The organism is Mesorhizobium sp. 131-3-5, from assembly GCF_016756575.1.
GTDB classification, from domain to species: domain Bacteria; phylum Pseudomonadota; class Alphaproteobacteria; order Rhizobiales; family Rhizobiaceae; genus Mesorhizobium; species Mesorhizobium jarvisii.
This window is the reverse complement of record NZ_AP023254.1, coordinates 2,643,395-2,658,020: the sequence shown is the minus strand read 5'-3', so window position 1 is coordinate 2,658,020 and position 14,626 is coordinate 2,643,395. Positions and strand designations below refer to the sequence as shown.

General features: G+C 64.3%; 15 protein-coding genes. 8 read left to right on the top strand and 7 right to left on the bottom strand.

The window, feature by feature from the left end; genetic code table 11:
* Nucleotides 1-212: 212 nt before the first annotated feature.
* Entirely contained in the window at nt 213-1,163 is a 951-nt protein-coding gene (locus tag JG747_RS12920) for a S1C family serine protease (RefSeq protein ID WP_202361904.1), read from the top strand.
* A gap of 3 nt (nt 1,164-1,166) precedes the next feature.
* Here the strand turns inward: JG747_RS12920 and JG747_RS12915 are convergent, their stop codons facing one another.
* Nucleotides 1,167-1,592, bottom strand: coding sequence for a VOC family protein (locus JG747_RS12915; RefSeq protein ID WP_019860445.1), 426 nt, complete (start codon nt 1,590-1,592; stop codon nt 1,167-1,169).
* A 66-nt stretch (nt 1,593-1,658) separates the two neighbouring features.
* Here JG747_RS12915 and JG747_RS12910 point away from each other — a divergent pair, with 66 nt between their 5' ends.
* Entirely contained in the window at nt 1,659-2,264 is a 606-nt protein-coding gene (locus JG747_RS12910; protein ID WP_202361903.1) for a TetR/AcrR family transcriptional regulator, read from the top strand.
* Between the two features lie 73 nt (nt 2,265-2,337).
* Here the strand turns inward: JG747_RS12910 and JG747_RS12905 are convergent, their stop codons facing one another.
* The gene (locus JG747_RS12905; RefSeq protein WP_202361902.1) at nt 2,338-3,297 is read right to left on the bottom strand and encodes a LysR family transcriptional regulator; all 960 of its coding nucleotides are present in this window, start codon (nt 3,295-3,297) and stop codon (nt 2,338-2,340) included.
* 107 nt (nt 3,298-3,404) lie between these two features.
* On the opposite strand from JG747_RS12905, the gene JG747_RS12900 reads away from it, so the two are divergent.
* Nucleotides 3,405-4,037: an FMN-dependent NADH-azoreductase gene (locus tag JG747_RS12900; RefSeq protein ID WP_019860448.1), complete on the top strand. Its 633-nt coding sequence runs from the start codon at nt 3,405-3,407 to the stop codon at nt 4,035-4,037.
* 54 nt (nt 4,038-4,091) lie between these two features.
* On the opposite strand, the gene JG747_RS12895 is transcribed toward JG747_RS12900, so the two are convergent.
* A complete protein-coding gene (locus JG747_RS12895) occupies nt 4,092-4,391 on the bottom strand; it encodes an AzlD family protein (RefSeq protein WP_038648827.1) in 300 nt (99 codons plus the stop codon).
* A complete protein-coding gene (locus tag JG747_RS12890; RefSeq protein ID WP_038648828.1) occupies nt 4,388-5,122 on the bottom strand; it encodes an AzlC family ABC transporter permease in 735 nt (244 codons plus the stop codon). Before JG747_RS12890 ends, JG747_RS12895 begins: the two co-directional genes overlap by 4 nt.
* Nucleotides 5,123-5,293: 171 nt before the next feature.
* On the opposite strand from JG747_RS12890, the gene JG747_RS12885 reads away from it, so the two are divergent.
* Both JG747_RS12885 and JG747_RS12880 read left to right on the top strand, forming a co-directional pair.
* Nucleotides 5,294-5,752, top strand: coding sequence for an Lrp/AsnC family transcriptional regulator (locus tag JG747_RS12885; RefSeq protein ID WP_064980448.1), 459 nt, complete (start codon nt 5,294-5,296; stop codon nt 5,750-5,752).
* 144 nt (nt 5,753-5,896) lie between these two features.
* Nucleotides 5,897-7,099 carry an MFS transporter gene (locus tag JG747_RS12880; RefSeq protein WP_064980450.1) on the top strand — a complete coding sequence of 401 codons (1,203 nt, stop codon included), beginning with the start codon at nt 5,897-5,899 and terminating at the stop codon, nt 7,097-7,099.
* 53 nt (nt 7,100-7,152) lie between these two features.
* Here the strand turns inward: JG747_RS12880 and JG747_RS12875 are convergent, their stop codons facing one another.
* Together JG747_RS12875 and JG747_RS12870 are read right to left on the bottom strand one after the other, a co-directional pair.
* Entirely contained in the window at nt 7,153-8,286 is a 1,134-nt protein-coding gene (locus tag JG747_RS12875; RefSeq protein WP_202361901.1) for an NAD(P)/FAD-dependent oxidoreductase, read from the bottom strand.
* A 37-nt stretch (nt 8,287-8,323) separates the two neighbouring features.
* A complete protein-coding gene (locus JG747_RS12870) occupies nt 8,324-8,992 on the bottom strand; it encodes a peroxiredoxin (RefSeq protein ID WP_019860454.1) in 669 nt (222 codons plus the stop codon).
* 146 nt (nt 8,993-9,138) lie between these two features.
* Between JG747_RS12870 and JG747_RS12865 the strand changes: the two genes are divergently transcribed.
* On the top strand, nt 9,139-10,845 hold the full coding sequence (locus tag JG747_RS12865; RefSeq protein WP_202361900.1) for an AfsR/SARP family transcriptional regulator: 1,707 nt from the start codon (nt 9,139-9,141) through the stop codon (nt 10,843-10,845).
* A gap of 49 nt (nt 10,846-10,894) precedes the next feature.
* Here the strand turns inward: JG747_RS12865 and mocR are convergent, their stop codons facing one another.
* The gene (gene mocR, locus JG747_RS12860) at nt 10,895-12,364 is read right to left on the bottom strand and encodes a rhizopine catabolism transcriptional regulator MocR (protein ID WP_019860457.1); all 1,470 of its coding nucleotides are present in this window, start codon (nt 12,362-12,364) and stop codon (nt 10,895-10,897) included.
* A gap of 118 nt (nt 12,365-12,482) precedes the next feature.
* On the opposite strand from mocR, the gene JG747_RS12855 reads away from it, so the two are divergent.
* Together JG747_RS12855 and iolE are read left to right on the top strand one after the other, a co-directional pair.
* The gene (locus JG747_RS12855) at nt 12,483-13,580 is read left to right on the top strand and encodes a Gfo/Idh/MocA family protein (protein ID WP_244748378.1); all 1,098 of its coding nucleotides are present in this window, start codon (nt 12,483-12,485) and stop codon (nt 13,578-13,580) included.
* Entirely contained in the window at nt 13,577-14,476 is a 900-nt protein-coding gene (gene iolE / locus JG747_RS12850) for a myo-inosose-2 dehydratase (protein ID WP_019860459.1), read from the top strand. The genes JG747_RS12855 and iolE overlap by 4 nt, the downstream gene beginning before the upstream one ends.
* Nucleotides 14,477-14,626: the final 150 nt, after the last annotated feature.

Sequence of the window (14,626 nt, the reverse complement as noted above, 5' to 3'; positions counted from 1 at the left end):
GGGGTTCGTCATGTCCCAGATATCGCCCGACGGCGCCCTTGGAGGTACTCGCCTGACGGCTAGTTGGCGGTTTGACTGGCCATCTGGTCAGGTCGCGGCCGTTCCAGCCGCTCCGCACATATAGTGCGTGCCGCCCAAAAGTGCTCAGCGGTTTTGGGATGACGGCACGAACAGGAAAATCACGATCAAGCCTGAAAACACGGAGCCCATCCATGGCCCTCGCCGCCGCCAAATTCCAATCTGACGAGACGTTGCTCGACGCCTATTCGATGACGGTCGCCGACGCGGTCGACCGCATCGGTCCGGCCGTCTGCCGCATCGAGCGCATTGGCGGCCAGGGTGGACATGGCTCGGGCTTCGTCATCGCGCCGGACGGGCTGGTCGTCACCAATTTCCATGTCGTCGGAGATGCCAGGACGGTGCGCGTGTCGATGCCGGACGGCGCCTCAAGCGAGGGCCGCGTGCTCGGCCGCGATCCCGACACCGATATCGCGCTGGTGCGCGCCGATGGCAGCTTCACTGACGTCGCGCCGCTCGGCGATTCCAAGCGGCTGCGGCGCGGCCAGATCGCCATCGCCATCGGCAATCCGCTCGGCTTCGAATGGACGGTCACCTCGGGTGTCGTCTCGGCGCTCGGCCGCTCGATGCGCGCTTCGACGGGCCGGCTGATAGACGACGTCATCCAGACCGATGCCGCGCTCAATCCCGGCAATTCCGGCGGGCCGCTGGTGTCGTCGGCCGGCGAGGTCATCGGCGTCAACACCGCCATGATCCACGGCGCGCAAGGCATTGCCTTCGCGGTCGCCTCCAACACCGCCAATTTCGTCATTTCGGAGATCATCCGCTTCGGCCGCGTGCGGCGCGCCTTCATCGGCGTCTCGGCCGATACAACCAATCTGCCGCGCCGCGCGGCGCTCTTGTCGCAAGTGTCGACCAGCACCGCCGTGCGGCTGCGCAGCGTCGAAAAGACCGGCCCGGCGGCCAAGGCGGGGCTGAAAGAGGGCGACATCATCGCGGCAATAGACGGGCGCCCGGTCACCGGCGTCGACGACCTTGTGCGCATGCTCGACGCCGACCGCATCGGCCGCGAGACGCTGTGCACGGTGGTGCGCCGCACAGGCGTCAGCCAGGTGGCGGTGACGCCGGCGGCAAGGGCGGGCTGAGGGTCAAACCCCCGCTGCGCCCTCGGCATATTGCGCCAGAAATTCCTCGCTGGGCGGGATCGGCTTGATGACATCGATCAGCACGCCGTTGGGGTCCCGGGTGATGAAATGGCGTTGGCCGAAGGGCTCGTCACGCAGCGTTCGCAGGATCGGCAGGCCAGCGGCGAGGATCCGCTCATAGACCGGATCGGGGTCGCGGACCTCGAAATTGATCAACAGGCCCGAACTGCGCCCCCGCCCCTCCTCCGGGATCGTCTCGTGGTCGCCCTGGACGATGCCGAGATTGACGCGTTTATTATCCACCGATTGCAGGTGCACATACCAGTCGCTTTCGAACAACGGCCGGAAGCCGAAATGCTCGACATAGAAGGCCGCCGTCCCGGCGACGTCGCCGGTCATCAGCACAGGATAATAGCTTGTGGTCTTCATCTTTCCTTCTCCCTGGGCATAACATACAGTCTGTATGTAAATCGAACTAACATACAGGCTGCATGTATGCAACAGGAATCCGCGCGCCGTTCCAACCGCGACCGCACCGAGGCGACGCGCGCCGATTTGATCGCGGCGGCGCGAAAGCTGTTCACGGAAAAATCCTATGCCGAGACCGGCACGCCGGAGATCGTCACCGCGGCAGGCGTGACGCGCGGCGCGCTCTACCACCACTTCGCCGACAAGCAGGCGCTGTTCGCCGCCGTGGTCGAGCAGGAGGCGCAGGCGGTGGCGCAAGAGATCGAGCGCGCTTCGCCACCCTCGCTCGAGGCCCGCGATGCGCTGATCGCCGGCTCCGACGCCTATCTCGCCGCCATGCGCGCGCCCGGCCGCACGCGGCTGTTGCTGCTTGACGGCCCCGCCGTGCTTGGCCGCGCCGCCATGGATGCGATCGACAACCGCCACGGCAACCGCTCGCTGCGCGAGGGCCTGGTCGCGGCGATGCGGGCCAACGCGATGACGAGACTGCCGGTGGATGCATTGACCGCGCTGCTTGCCTCCGCCTTCGACCGCGCCGCACTTGCCATCGAGGCCGGCGCCGCGGCGCAGGATTACCGCGCCGTGCTCATGGCGCTGATTGACGGATTGTCTCCGACTCGTCCCAGCGCATGACCCCGAACCAAAGGTTCGCATCAGCAAAAATCGGAATCGACGTTCGCTGGAGATCATGCGCAAAATCAAGGTTCTACAGCGTCCTTTGCGCGTCCCCAGGGACGCGCGGCGCTGTAGGCACCTCGCCCGGCTTGAACTCGTTGAAGCAGCCGAGTTCGCTTTTGAACCGTTCGATCAGCCAGGCGGCTGCCGGTTTCGGGCTGCGATCGTTGCGATGCATGGCAAACAGTGGCGAACTGATTTCCTCGTAGGGTTCGAGATCAAGTTCCACCAAACGGCCGGTGGCCAGATCGTCGGCGATCAGCCAGCGCGGCAGCCCACCCCAGCCCAGCCCCTCGCGCATCAGCGTATGCTTGGTGCGCATGTCCGAAAGCCGCCAGGTGCGGTAGGCAAAGACGCCATAGTCGCGCCCCTTGGTGCGTTCGGACTGATCGGTGACGACAAGTTGCGTGTGCTCGCGCACATCCTCGATCTTCACCGGCTTCGGCAGCAGCGCCAGGGGATGGCCGGGGGCCGCCGCCGGCACCATCGACATGAAGCCGATGCGCACGAGATGGACGTCGACCTCGCCCAGCAGACCGCCAATGCCGAGATCGGCCTGTCCATTGACGACGTGGTCCGGGATCAATCCAAGCGAGCCTATATGCAGGCGCATCATCACGGTCGGAAACTGCGCCTCGAACGCCTTCAGCACCCGCACCAGCACGGGCGATGGCAACGTCGCGTCGACCGACAGCGCCACTTCGGCCTCCAGTCCATGATGATGGCCATCGACGCGCGACCGCATACGCTGCAGCACCCCGATCATGCGCCTTGCATCCTCAAGCATCGACCGACCGATCTCGGTCAGTTGCGGCTCGCGCGTGCCCTCGCGTTCGAACAGCTTCAGCCCCAGCTGCGCCTCGAGATTGGCGATGCCATAACTTATGACGGATTGCGCCCGGTTGAGCCTGCGGCCGGCGGCCGAGAAACTCCCGCTGTCGGCGACGGCAACGAATATCTGAAGCTGGTCGAGTGTCGGATTGGGCTGCATCGCTGTATCTATTTTGTGGATGGATCGTATATAAAATATACCAGTTTATCTGATGGATGGATATCCCATATCTAGCGAGACAATTCATTCCACTGGAGAAACCCGCTATGTCCATTCTTCTCGTTACCTCGAGCCCGCGCGGCGCCGCCTCGCACTCGACCCGCATCGCCACCGAATTCGCCGAAAAGCTCCTGGCCGCCGATCCGTCGAACACACTTGTCGTGCGTGACCTCGTCGCCAACCCGCTGCCGCATATCGATGCCGACTACGCGACCGGCATCTACACGCCGGTTGAAGCGCGCACCCCGCGCCAGGCTGAAGTCGTTGGCGTCTCCGACGTCGTGCTCGACGAACTGTTCGCCGCCGACACGGTGATCCTCGCCACCGGCTTCATCAACTTCAACATCTCCTCGACGCTGAAGTCCTGGGTCGACCACATCGCCCGCTCCGGCCGGAGCTTTGCCTATGGCGAGAACGGCCCCAAGGGCCTCGTCACCGGCAAGAAGGTCTATATCGTGCTGGCTTCGGGCGGCATCTATTCGGAAGGTGCGGCCGTTCAGTTCGATCACGCCATTCCCTATCTGCGCGGCGTGCTCGGCTTCCTCGGCATGACCGATGTCGACGTCATCCGCATCGAAGGCGTCGGCATGGGTCCTGACGCGGTCACCGCGGCGCTCGCCAAGGCGACCGCCAAGGTCGACGCCGTGGTCGCCAGCCAGCAGGCCGCAGTTGCCGCGTAAGGCTCTCGATCATCTGAACTCGAAAGGCAGGCGTTCGCGCCTGCCTTTTTCATTTTAGCCGATGAAATGCCTGAGCAGCCCCGCCGAAGCGATGCCGATCAGCACGGTCGGCAGCATGGGAAGCCGCGTCGCCGCGATGAAGGTGATGGCCAGCGCCAGAAGGTCGGCGGGATTGCGCGACACGAAGGCCGGCGCGATGACCGAGATCAGCACGCAACCGGGCGCCGCCTCCATCACCGCGGTCGCACGCGCGCTGAGCACGCGGTTGCGCAGCACGACATAGCCGCCGATCCGCGTGAGATAGGTGACGCCGGCCATCAGCACGATGGTGAGAAGCGTCGCCGTGTCGATCATGCGTCACCTGCCATCAGCCAGGCGGCAAGCAGCCCCGACACCGCGCCCGCCGCGACATACCAGGCACCAGGAATGAAGAGATAGACAAGGGCAGCAATGACCAGGCTGACCAGCCAGGGCCGCGCCGCCGAAACACTTTTCCACATGCCGCGCATCAGCACCAGGAAGACGGCTGGAAACGCCATGTCGAAACCATAGGTCTCGACATGACCGAGCATCGGGCCGAGCAAGGCGCCAAGCGTGGTGAAGGAAAACCATGTCAGGTACATCGCCAGTGCCGCGCCCATATAGTAGCGCGGGCTGAAGGCCGGCGTGATGCCCGCCGCGGCGCGCTGTTTGGCATCGGCCAGGGCCAGCGCCCAGCTTTCGTCGCACAGGACGAAAAGTGCTGGAAACACCTTGCGTCGCGGCAGATCGCGCAGGAACGGCGCAAGTGCTGCTCCCATCAGCAGATGGCGGCTGTTGACCAGGAAGGTGATGGCGACGATGAGCAGGATATGCGGCGGCGACGTCCACAACTGGATCGCAGCGAATTCCGAGCCGCCGGCGAAGTTCAGCCCCGTCATCATGGACAGTTCGAGCGTGCTCAACCCTTTCTGGGTTGCCTGCGCGCCAAGCACCAGCGCATAGGGGATGGTGCCCAACAGCACCGGCGCGCAGGACGCCACGCCCCGGCGGAACTCGGATGCCGAACCATCGCCCGCCGCTTCGACTGCCTGTGAAATGCTCATGCTCTGCCGCCGGCCGGCCTCGCGGCCGCCGCTTCCCTGGGTTTTGAACTCTCATGATACCGGCGGCAAACATACCCACACTTCTCCGCAATTTGGTTGCGAAGATTGTTGCAATTCCTCCATTTTTGGCACTGAATGTCACATATTATTAAAGATATGGAATCCAGAGCCATGAAACTCGACGACATCGACAGGCGCATCCTGCGGGCGCTGCAACGCAACGGCCGCATGGCCAACAACGATTTGGCCAACGAGGTTGGCCTGTCGCCCTCGCCTTGCCTGCGTCGTGTCAAGCTGCTGGAGGAAGCAGGCGTCATCGACCGCTATGTCGCCGTGCTCAACCCGGCCAGCATCGACAAGGGCCTCACCTTCTTCACCCGCATCTGGCTGAAGACGCAGGACGAGGACACGATCCAGCACTTCGCCACCGAAGTGGCCAAGCTGCCGCAGGTCATGGAATGCTACCTGATGCTCGGCGACTGCGATGCCCTGGTGCGCGTGGTGGCGGCCGACGTCAACGACTATCGCCGCTTCCAGTCGGAGCATCTGAGCCGCATCAAGGGCGTCCAGAACGTCAAGACCGACGTGCCGAGCTGGACGATCAAGTACACGTCGGAACTGCCGATCTGACTGGTGCCACAGAGCGGCCCGCATGCCTGGAGCAGCGTTTCGGACTGGATAAAAAATGCAACCAGATTGTAGGATCGGTTTCGGTGCCATCGTCCTTCGGACGCAAGCAGCGCGCAGCGCTGCCCTCTGGCATGGGAGATTTGCATGGAACTTTCCTATCGTTGGGTCATCGTCGCGGCAGGCGCGCTGATGTCCTGTGTCGCCATCGGCACGATGTTTTCGCTGGCGATCTTTCTCGAACCGATGGCGATCGACACGCAGTGGTCGCGCGCCGGCATTTCGAGCGCCATGACGCTCAACTTCCTGGTCATGGGCCTCGGCGGTTTCGCCTGGGGCGCGCTGTCCGACCGCTTCGGCGCCCGCATCGTCGTGGCGATCGGTGCCGTGCTGCTCGGCCTGGCACTTGTGGTGGCGAGCCGCGCCGGCTCGCTGCTGACCTTCCAGATCAGCTATGGCGTCCTCGTCGGGCTTGCCGCCAGCGCCTTCTTCGCACCGATGATCGCGCTGACCACGGCCTGGTTCGACACCAACCGCGGCCTTGCGGTTTCGCTGGTCTCGGCCGGCATGGGCGTTGCCCCCATGACGATCTCGCCTTTCGCCCGCTGGCTGATCTCGGCCTATGAATGGCGCACCGCCATGTTCGACATCGGCATCATGGCCTGGGTGCTGCTGCTGCCGGCGGTGCTTCTGGTGCGTCAGCCGCCAAAGCCCGCCGTGGCGGGCGGGGCTTCCGCGCCGGTCGCCGAGGGCACCGGCATGAGCGTGGCCCAGGCACTGCGCTCGCCGCAATTCATCGTGCTCGGGCTGACCTTTTTTGCCTGTTGTGCCGCCCATTCCGGGCCGATCTTCCACATGGTCAGCTACGCCATGCTGTGCGGCGTCGCCCCCATGGCGGCCGTCACAATCTATAGTGTCGAGGGCCTCGCTGGCTTGGGCGGCCGGCTTCTCTACGGCGTGCTGGCCGATAGGCTCGGCGTCAAGCCGGTGCTGATCGCGGGTCTGGTAATCCAGGCGATCGTCATTGCCGCCTATCTCTCGGTCAGCCAGCTCGACCAGTTCTATGTGCTGGCCGTCATCTTCGGCGCCACCTATGGCGGCGTCATGCCGCTCTATGCCGTGCTGGCGCGCGAATATTTCGGCCAGCGCATCCTCGGCACCGTGTTCGGCGCCGCCACCATGCTGTCCAGCCTCGGCATGGCGCTCGGCCCGCTCGCCGGCGGCATGGTGTTCGACGCCTATGCCAGCTACCATTGGCTGTTCATCGGCTCGGCCCTTATCGGCCTGGGCGCCGCGGGCATAGCGATCGCCTTCCCACCCCTGCCGCGCAGGCAGTTGCAGTTGGCCTGAAGCGGATCGACGGGCGCTGGTGACAATTCATCGGCGCCCGCTTTTGTCGAAGCTCAATGCCCGAACCAGCGGGCCTTGCGGCTGGAGCCGAAATTCACCTTGTCGACCCGCAAAGCCTCAGACGGTTCATAGAAAGCACCGGTGGGTTTTGGGCCGGAGAAGAAATCCACATCCACCCTGGCGATCCGGTTGGCACCAAACTCGATGTAGCAGGATCCTGCCCCCGGGTTCTTGGCCGTCGGTTCCTCATGGCGGAGCCTGGCGATCAGGTTCGCAGCAACGGTGCGTGCGGCGCCCTCGGCAAAGACGCCCGCCTTCGGCGCACCCGTATTGGCCAGATCCCCCAGCGCGTAGACGCCGGGAAAGCGGGTTTCGAGTGTGCGCGGATCGATTGTGACCCAGCCACCCTCCGTGATGCCGGCCTCGACGACGACATCGGGCGCGCGGTTCCGGGGCACGCCCAGGAACAGATCGCAGGGCAGTTCGCCGCCATTGTCGAGCGTCACAACCTTGCGGCCCTCGTCCACGGAAACCACCCGGGTGCTGGGGATGAAGGTGATGCCGCGCTCGGCGAAGGCGGCCAGAAGCGCCTTCGACGTTTCGGGAGAAGGCGGCACCGGGCTCGACATTGAGTTCACATAGGTGATCTGGCAGTCGCCCCGGACGCCCCTCTCGGTCAGGTAGTCATGCAGCATCAAGGCGCATTCGCTGGGCGCGGGCGGGCATTTGTAAGGCGCGCCGCAGACGCCGATCACGGCATGACCGTGGGTGAAACCGGGCAGCACCTTGGCCATATGGGCGGCGCCCGGAACCGAGTAGAATTCGTTGCGGCCGAGCGTGATGCCTGGTGTGGCCGAGACATCATAGTCGGCGCCGAGAGCGATCACCAATATGTCCGCCTCATGCACACCTTTATCCGTCGTCACGCGCCGCCGTTCCGGGTCGATGGCGGTGACGGTCTCGCGCTTCATCGTGACGCCAGCCTTGGCATAGTCGGCGTAGGGCAGCCGCACAGCCGCTTCGGTTGCGCGGCCGAACATCAGGTCAAGCTTGGCAAAGCCGAACACGAAGGAATCCGACTTGTCGATCAGGGTGACAGCAATGCTGTCACCCAAAGCTTCGGACAAGGACGTGCTGAGCTCGAGCCCGCCGAAACCGGCGCCGAGGATAAGGATACGGGTTTTCATACTGTCACCTCCTGTTGCCTGATGTCTTCGGGAACGCTCAGGCGTTGCTGTGAGGCTGCGGCACGATGCGGATATAAGGCTTGGGCTGCTTCCAGCCCTCGGGGTAGAGCACCTTGGCTTCGTCGTTCGATACCGAACCCGCGATGATCACGTCGTCGCCCTGCCGCCAGTTCACCGGCGTGGCGACGCGATGCTTGGCGGTCAGTTGCATGGAGTCCACCACACGCAGGATCTCGTCGAAGTTCCGGCCGGTGGTCATCGGATAGGCGATCATCAGCTTGATCTTCGTGTCGGGCCCGATGACGTAGACATGGCGCACCGTCTGGTTGTCGGCCGCCGTACGCCCCTCGGCGCTGTCGCCGGCCGTGGCGGGCAGCATATCGTAGAGCTTGGCAATGGCCAGCATCGGGTCGCCGATCATCGGGAAATTCGGCGCGTGTCCCTGGGTCTCGGCAATGTCATCAGCCCATCCGGCATGACGCTCGACCGGATCGACGGAAAGCCCAATGATCTTGACGTTACGCTTGTCGAACTCGGGCTTCAGCTTGGCCATGTAACCGAGTTCAGTGGTGCAGACGGGGGTAAAATCCTTGGGATGAGAAAACAGGATGCCCCATGAATTGCCCAGCCAGTCGTGGAAGCTGATTGGGCCGTGGGTGGTTTCGGCGGTGAAGTCGGGCGCGATGTCGGCGATACGAAGTGACATTTGATCCTCCTGTGAGAGACGGTTGGAATTGACTACGGGTGCAGACTAGGCAACCTATGTTCCGCCAGCGTTCCCCGCCGCGCAGGTGTTTGTGACGGCCGGATTTCGGGCACGCGCGGGCCTCGCATCCTGAAAGGGCCTTTCGATTGCGTGTCCGAATTCAATTGCTTGGCGGCTTCAGCGTCAGTCTGGACGATCAGGTCGTAGCGGCCGCGGCGTGGCGCCGGGATCGAGGCGCCGCGCTGGTGAAGCTGCTGGCCGTCGCCCGCTCCCACCGTATCCACCGCGAACAGGTCATGGAGGCCTTTTGGCCCGATCTCGATCCGGAGGCCGCGGGCGCCAATCTGCGCAAGGCCATCCACTTTGCCCGCCGCGCGCTGGGCGCCCATGACCTCATCGAGCAGGCGGCCGATATCATTGCCCTCGCCCCGGCCGCCGACCTCGAGATCGACGTCGAGACCTTCGAGGCCGCCGCCAGGCTTGCCTTGCGCGGCGAAGATCCCGCCGCCTGTGAAGCGGCCGCCGATCTCTACACGGGAGACCTGCTGCCGGACGACCCCTATGTCGACTGGTTCGAAACGCCCCGCCAGTCCCTGCGGCAGCGCTATGCCGAGGTGCTGCGGGCCGGCAAGCTCTGGCAGCGCCTGATCGCGCTGGACCCGGCCGACGAGCAGGCACAATGCGCCCTGATGCAATCGGCGCTCGACGCCGGCAACCGCGCCGAGGCGATCCGGCTGTTCAACCAGCTGAGCGAAAGCCTGCGGATCGACCTCGGCGTCGGCCCGGGCGCCGAAACCGTGAAGCTGTACGAAAAGGCGCTGGCCGTGCCCTCTGTAGACCCCGTCGGCTTGAGCGACCGCATCCGCGCCTCGCTGGCCTGGGGCCTGCTGCACCTGCAAAGCGGCGACTTCGCCAAGGCCGGCCAGGTTGGCCGGGAAACCCGCGAACTGGCCATGGGCGCGGGGTTGGCTCGCGAGGTTGGCGAGGCCAGCGCCCTGATCGGCCTGGTGGCGCACATGCAGGGCCAGTGGCGCGAACTGTTCAGGGCGGAGTTCATCGAATGGGTCCGCTCCAAGCCAGCCTTCGTCTCCAACGTTTTTGACGGGCATCTGTGCCTGGCCGAATTCTGCCTCTGCAGTGCCAAGGGCCACCACGACATAGCCGCCTCTGCACGAGAGCTCCTGTCGGTGGCCGAAGGCGCCGGCTCGGTCGCCGGGCGCGGCCTGGCCTCGCTCGTGCTGGGCGAGGCAGCGCTCTTCTCGGGCCAGCTGGCCGAGGCCGAACGCATGTTGACCGACGCTGAAAGACTCTACGCGCAGGTGGGAACCGTGGCCGGCCGCGTACTGGCGCTCCAGCGCCTGACGGAACTCGCGCTTGCCCGCCACCAGAAATGGCAGGCAGGACGGTTGATCCACCGCGCCACCACCCTTGCCCGTTCTTCCTGGCTGGCGCCGCACCTGCTGATCAGCCTGAAAGGGCTTGAGGTGCGCGCCGCCGCCACCTCCGAGAGGATCGCCGAGACCATTCGCGAAGGTGACCGCATGCTGTCATCGGGCTGCAATTGCCAGCCTTGCTCGATGACCTTCCGTACGGCGGCCGCCGTTGCCCTGGCCGAGGCGGGCGAGATCGAACAGGTCAATCGCCGGCTCGACGAGGCTGAGCGGGTCGCCGGCATGTGGAACGGCGGCCCCTGGGTGGCGGCCGTGTGGGAAGCACGCGGCGTGCAGCGCCGGGCCGAGCGTAACAAAACCCGGGCGGTCGCGGCGTTCGAGGAAGCAGCCACACGCTTCGCTGCGCTTGGCAGGCCGATCGACGAGGTGCGCTGTCGGGAACGGATGGCAGATCTAGGCTAGCACCGCCAGCAGCACGATGCAGGCTTAAAAAGCACATAATCTCAATTTCTTATCTTGAATTGTTCATTCGCGAAAAATGGCTTTGCAGCACGGTGCGAAACTTTTGCATCGTCTTTTCGGTCGTCTGCGCATCGGCGGCCGCGAAGCCCATGACAAGGCCGTTCTGCTGCGTGCCGTGGCGGTACTGGATCGACAGCGCCGACACGTTGATGCCTTGCTGGAGCGCCGCCTCGGCAACCGCCCTGTCGCTGCATGTGTCGCGGAAAATGCCGACGACCTGGATGCCGGATTCGGTCGCGTGGAAATCCAGCCATTCTCCGAGGTGCCGTTGCGCGCTTTCCAGGAAGAACTGCCGTCTCTCCGCATAGAGCCGCCGCATCCGCCTGAGATGGCGGGTGAAGTGCCCCTCATTCATGAAGTCCGCCAGCGCGGCCTGGGTCAGCAAGGGGGCGAACTGGCCGCTCACGCTCAGCGCCGAGACGATCGTATGGTCGATCGCCTTGGGCGCCACCATGAAGCCCAGACGCATGGCCGGGAAAAGGATCTTGGCGAAAGTGCCGACATAGACCACGCGGTTCGACGCGCCGATGCCCTGCAGTGCCGGAATGGGCTGGCCCTGAAAACGATATTCGCCGTCGTAATCATCCTCGATGATCCACGAGCGCCAGGTCTCGGCCATGTGCAGCAGGTTGAGCCGCTGCTCCATCGGCATGGTTATGCCGAGCGGGTGATGGCAGGAGGGCGTCACGAAGATCATGCGGGGCACGACATCAGGCGGATCGAGATCCCAGCCGGCATTGCTGACACGCAGCGGCGCCAGTTTCGCCCCGGCTGAGACGAAGGCCGAGCCGGCGCCGTAGTAGCCAGGCTCCTCCATCCACACCGTGTCGCCATCATCGATCAGCAGCCGAGCCAGGAGATCGAAAGCCGACTGTGCGCCATTGGTCACGACGATCTGCTCGGCGGTGCACTTCACGCCGCGCGAGGCGGTGAGATAGCGCGCTATGGCTTCGCAAAGCGGCGGATAGCCCTTGACGTGATAGGTGCCGAAAAGATCGATATGGGCGAACTTAGCGCGGCGGCTGAGCAGTTTCGACCAGGTGTTGAACGGAAAATTATCCGGATCCGGCATGCCGGGATGGAAGGCAAGCATACCCGGCCGGCCATGATGATAGGGTTGGGCAAGCATGGTCTGCCCGCGCCGCGATAGCGGATTGGCGTCCTCCACCGACATTTGTTCCGCAACTGCCGAACGCGTCGGTAGGTCCATCACCACTGAGGGTCTGCGCGGACGTATCGCCAGATAGCCCTCCAGCGCCAGTTGGTCGCAAGCGGCAATCACCGTGTTACGCCCGACATTCAGATCCCGCGCCATGACCCGTGTCGAGGGCAGTGCGTGGCCGCTCGGCAGCACGCGCCGTTCGATCAGGCCGCGTAACTGGACATAGAGCTGCCGGTGCAGATTGGCGGGGCTGTCGCGATCCAGGGCGATGCCGTCGACGGGAAAGCTGGTCTTCATCTGGTTCCCGAAAATCAATAGAATCTGGTTCTAACAATGGAACCAAAGGAGGCCTACCCTCAAGAAAAAAGCGTTCGGGTTCAGATGGGGCTGGCCGATGCAGTGCATAAGGGTGGGAGTGATCGGGGCAGGCGGCGTCGCCCAGGTCGAGCACATTCCGAACCTGCTCAAGCTGCACCGGCAGTTCAAGATCCTTGGCGTCTACGATCCGTCGCGAAAAGTCCGCGCTTTCGTCGCACAGGAATTCGGCCTCGAAACATTTTCCGATCTCGACGCGCTGCTCGCCATGCCGCTTGACGCCGTGGTCATCGCCTCGCCGGATGCGCTGCACCGCGAACAGAGCCTCGCTGCCTTTGCCAGGGGCCTGCATGTCTTCTGCGAAAAGCCGCTTTGCTACGGCGCGCAGGACATCGACGAATTGATCGCCGCGAGGGATCGCGCCGGAAAGGTCCTCCAGGTCGGCTATATGAAGCGTTTCGACCCGAGCTACGAGGCGGCGCTGACCATGCTGCCCGGCACGGCGCGGACACTTCGCTCCGTTTCGGTCGAGGTCAACGATCCCGACGCCTGGCCCTTCATCCGGCACGCCTCCACTTGCCGGGGTGACGACGTCGCGCCGGAACTGATTGCCTCGACCGAAGCCAGGCAGCGCGAGCAGGTCGACCGCGCGGTGCCCGGGATCGACGATCCCCACGCCTTTCGCGGCTTTGTCGGCGCCTATTCCTCGTCGATCGTGCACGACGTCAACGCCGTCCATGGCTTGCTCGATGCGCTCGGCGTCGCCGATGGCGAAATCGTCGGTGCCTCGCTCTTCGCCAAAGGCGAAGCTGGCCAGGGCACTGTCCGGCTGCTCGGCGGCCAGGCATTGTGGACCATGGTGCATATCGCCACTCCGGGCCTGCCCGATTACCGCGAGCGCATCACGCTCCATTTCGACGACGCCTCGCTCGAACTGGAATTTCCCTCGCCCTATCTCAACCACCAGCCGACGCGGCTGACCGTCCGCACCGGCGACGGCCACACGCTTTCCAGCCGCGACATCCGCAGCGGCTATGAAGAGGCTTTCGTCGAGGAGCTGAAGGGTTTCTGGTCGGCAATCGTCGAGGGTACGCCGGTGCGCAACACCGCCGAGCATGCGCGCCGCGACATGACGCTGCTGGCTGGGCTGACCCGCCACCACCTCGCCCAATCGAAGCAATCAGGAGTTCGCCCGTGACGGTTCGCATCGGCATCAATCCGATCACCTGGACCAATGACGACGTGCCGGAACTCGGCGGCGATACGCCGCTTGAAGTCTGCCTCAGCGAAACCAGGCAGGCCGGCTATGCCGGCACCGAACTTGGCGGCAAGTTTCCGCGCCGCTCGGCCGAGCTGAAGCCGATCATGGACCGCTATGGCCTCGCGGTGATTTCCGGCTGGTATGATGGCCGCTGCGACGAGAAGGACGTCAGCGCGGAAATGGATGCGATCACGCCGCATCTCCAGCTCTTGAAGGATATGGGCTCTACCCATGTCGTCTATGCCGACACCTCGCGCGGGCGCCACAACGCCATCTGGGGACCGATCTCGCAACGCCCGGCCCTGAGCCCGGAAGAATGGCCGGCCTATGGCCGCAAGCTGACGGCACTCGCCGAAAGGATGGCGGATTTCGGCGTGCGCATGGCCTTTCATCATCATATGGGAACCATCGTCGAGACCGATGCCGAGGTTGGCCTGCTGATGCGGCATACCGGCGAGGCGGTCGGTCTGCTCTACGACACCGGCCATTCGATCTTCTCGGGCGGCGACCCGCTCGCCCTGATCAAGGCGCAGGTCAAACGCGTCGTGCATGTGCATTGCAAGGACGCGCGCAAACCCGTGCTCGAGCGTGCCCGCGCCGAGGACATGAGTTTCATGGGCGCCGTCATGGAAGGGATCTTCACCGTCCCTGGCGACGGCTTCATCGACTATCCCGCCATTTTGCGCGTGCTGGCCGATAATGGTTACAGCGGCTGGCTGGTCGTCGAGGCCGAGCAGGACCCCAACAAGGCCAACCCGCTGACCTATGCGACGATGGGATTTAAGAACCTGTCGCGCATGGCGAGGCAAGCCGGATTTACCGTCATGGAATGATCGAGGCCACTGTTCGGCCTCCAGGGAACCAGTGCTGAGGAATGAAACTGGAAAAGGTGTGTTGAGATTCAGGTCAGGTCGAGCCGAAAATGACGGCTTTCGAGAACCGGAGCGGAGCGGACATTAGGTCCGTGAGCACCGGAAGCGGAG